General features: G+C 49.3%; 2 protein-coding genes and 1 pseudogene. All 3 read left to right on the top strand.

Features of this window, described 5'->3' with window-relative positions; all coding sequences use genetic code 11:
- Nucleotides 1-433 (top strand): annotated as a pseudogene (locus H6S82_RS24205) (hypothetical protein); the annotation flags it as partial.
- A 21-nt stretch (nt 434-454) separates the two neighbouring features.
- Nucleotides 455-2,140, top strand: coding sequence for an MFS transporter (locus H6S82_RS24200; protein ID WP_190464814.1), 1,686 nt, complete (start codon nt 455-457; stop codon nt 2,138-2,140).
- 128 nt (nt 2,141-2,268) lie between these two features.
- On the top strand, nt 2,269-3,417 hold the full coding sequence (locus H6S82_RS24195; protein WP_190464845.1) for a glycosyltransferase family 4 protein: 1,149 nt from the start codon (nt 2,269-2,271) through the stop codon (nt 3,415-3,417).
- Nucleotides 3,418-3,509 lie beyond the last annotated feature (92 nt).

The raw sequence follows: 3,509 nt of genomic DNA, 5'->3' as shown, positions 1-3,509 counted from the left end.
GGTAAGTTTGTCAGCGCTAGCGCGTTTGCAAGCAGAAGGGCGATTGTCGGTGCGGGGACGCTTGCAGGTGTCGCGATCGCTGTACACTGCACAAGAAGCACCAGTTAGTGTCGCGGAGCGAAATGCCACCCCCTCTCAGGGAGGCATCACCACCCAAACGGCAGAAAGTCAAGGTGAAATCGTCCCGCCCTTACAAACTGACGGATCTGAGCGAGAAATGCTCACACTCAACAGCCAGCTTTCCGCCATCGAGCTGGCACTACTCCAGCACCTACCGAAGCCCCAGCTACCGTTCGTGCAAGAAAATTCATTCCATATGTATTTCTCAGACCCCAGCTGGCGATCTGTGGAACGAATTTTGCGACAGTATACGGAATATCATTTCGGACGGCAGATTCGCTCCGGTGCTTTGATGGATACCTATTTTGCTTGAGAGCCGATTTGCCCCTCACTCATGATGCAATGGTCTGATTCCGATCTGGAAACACCGATTTTGTCCGTTAGCCCCCCATCCTTAAGGGAGGCAATACCGGAATTGGGGAACGGGAAAGATATTCAGCATACCCCAGTTCTCAAATCCCAATCCCTGATGCCCGAAAACCACAACGATCGCCCAAAGGAAAGTGTATCGATGCCAACCTCGGTTACTGATGTGTCTTTGAGTGCAGATAGGCGATCGCAAAATCATCTTGAGCTTGCCGAAACTGCTGCCAAAGAAATACCCATAAACAACGGCTTCGTTCCCGCCGCCTCTAACGGTGCTGCTATCAGCCAATCTCCGCCAGAATTGACCCCAAAAACCCAGGAATCTGAGGAAAATAGCCCAGAACTCGGCTTTGTACCGGTGCTGAAAAATCGTAACTTTCTGGCACTGTGGAGCGGTCAAGTTTTTTCCCAGCTAGCAGATAAAGTTTATCTGGTGCTGATGATTGCTTTGATCGACTCCGCATTTCAGACCGAAAATCAGACCATGAGCGCTTGGGTATCGGGAATTATGATGGCCTTTACCATCCCAGCGGTGCTGTTTGGTTCTCTGGCTGGTGTATTTGTCGATCGCTGGCCCAAACGAACGGTATTGGTGGCCACAAATCTCCTGCGCGGCGGTCTGGTAATCGCTTTACCATCGCTGCTGTGGCTTTCTAAAGGTTGGCCATCTCTGGGAGGTTTACCGGCGGGATTTTGTCTGATGCTGTTGGTGACATTTTTGGTTTCTACCCTAACCCAATTTTTTGCCCCTGCGGAACAGGCTGCAATTCCATTGGTGGTGAAAGGTCGCCATTTGCTATCGGCAAATTCGCTTTATACCACCACGATGATGGCATCGGTGATTATTGGCTTTGCGGTAGGGGAACCGCTGTTAGCGATCGCAGATACCCTCACGCACAACTTCGGTGCGGCAACAGATATCGGCAAAGAATTGCTGGTGGGAGGATCTTATGCGATCGCAGGTGTGATTCTGCTGCTGCTCAAAACTGGTGAAAAAAAGGATACGCAAGCACACGAACCACCACATATTTTGGCAGACCTACGCGACGGATTTCTTTATCTCAAACAACAGCGTCGCGTCCGCGCTGCGTTGCTGCAATTAATCGTATTATTTTCTGTATTTGCCGCTCTATCTGTACTCGCAGTCAGTGTAGCCGGACAAATCCCGCAAATGAAAGCCTCCCAGTTTGGCTTTTTGATGGCGGCTGGAGGCGTCGGGATGGGCATCGGTGCCGCTGTTTTAGGTCACTGGGGGCAGCGTTTTTCCAGTACCGGGCTGAGTTTGTGCGGTTCTGCGGGTGTGGCTGTCTCTTTGATCGGTATGTCCATATTTACACGGAATTTGTGGATGGTGCTGCTGTTGGTAACGCTGATGGGTGCTTTTGGCTCTTTGGTGGCTGTGCCGATGCAAACCGCGATCCAAAAAGAAACTCCTCCAGAAATGCGCGGTAAAGTGTTTGGCCTACAAAATAATGCCATTAATATTGCTCTGAGTTTGCCTTTGGCGCTGGCTGGTGTGGCAGAGACTTTCTTGGGTTTGCAGACTGTTTTTCTAGTTTTAGCTGCGGCTACGATCGCAGGAGGGCTATTTACCTGGTATATTTGCCGTACTAGCTCTCACACATTAACAAAAGCTGACAAACCGAGTTATTAATGGTCGGCTGATTGTTTGTTGTTCCCAGTTTGTTGTCGGCAACGATAAACGATGAATAACGAACATAAACCTTAGCCATTAGCTCGATCTCCTTTAGCCTTTAGCCCTTAGCCTTTAGCCTATAAATGCTGCACATCGCTTGGCTTGGAAAAAAAACACCCTTTTGCGGCAATGTCACCTACAGTCGGGAAATTACCAACGCTTTGCTAGACAAGGGACACCGGGTTAGCTTTCTCCATTTTGCCCAAGAACAACCCGATGCCGTCAACTGGCCAGAGTGTTCGGAAGTTTCTCTGCCTTTTCTTTACAAATCTCAGGTTTATACGATTCCCACACTGAAGTCTAGCAAGGTTTTGATGGACTCTCTGCGGGAGCTCAAACCAAACTTGGTTCACGCCTCTCTGACTCTATCTCCCCTAGATTTCGTACTTCCGGAAATTTGCGAGCAGCTCGATATCCCTTTAGTGGCTACGTTCCACACTCCCTACGCTCGCAAAGGTGCAAAAATTAAGTCGGGAACGCAATATCTGGCTTACCAGCTCTACGCTCCTTTCCTGGCTAATTACGATCGCACGATCGTCTTTTCGGAAATGCAGCGCGAGTTACTGGTTAAAATGGCTGTACCCGCCCCACAAGTAGCCGTAATTCCCAACGGGGTTGATGTCCAAAAATATTCCCCCGGCCCTTCTCAGCTCAAGTCTGAGTTTGATGCAGAACGCATCTTTGTTTATCAAGGTCGAATTGCCCCCGAAAAAAATGTGGAAGCCTTACTCAAGGCTTGGGTACAAGCAAAAATGGGGCCGGATTGCAAGTTACTCATTGTCGGAGATGGGCCTTTACGGCCTGCTTTAGAGCCTTTTTACGATTCCGAATACGGTATCCTTTGGTTGGGATTCGTCGCCGATGAGCAACGTCGCATCGAAATCCTGCGCGGTGCGGATGTTTTTATACTGCCTTCTTTGGCAGAGGGACTTTCCCTATCTCTCCTGGAAGCAATGGCTTGCGGAGTCGCTTGTATGGCTACGGATGTCGGCGCAGATGGTGAAGTTTTGGAAGAAGGATGCGGTGTAGTTCTCAATCCCCAGCGGGTGAGGTCGGAGTTGCAAACTCTGTTACCTTTGCTGAGAGACCATCCAGACTTTACAGTTCGGTTGGGACAAAAAGCAAGAGCGAGAGTTTTAGAGCGCTATACTCTTAGCCGCAATATCGCCCAATTGGAAAAACTTTACGAACAGGTGTTGCAACAGAGGAGATTTCAGTTCAGCCGTCGTGCTTAATTAGAAAAAATGGTGGGAAGGGTAAGATTATGATTAGACATTTCCTCCAAAACAATCTCAAAGGGCAGACAGGATGCCTAACCCACAAGAAT

It is taken from the genome of Planktothrix sp. FACHB-1355 (genome assembly GCF_014748295.1).
GTDB lineage: Bacteria > Cyanobacteriota > Cyanobacteriia > Cyanobacteriales > Aerosakkonemataceae > Aerosakkonema > Aerosakkonema funiforme_A.
This window is presented reverse-complemented; position numbering and strand designations above follow the sequence as displayed.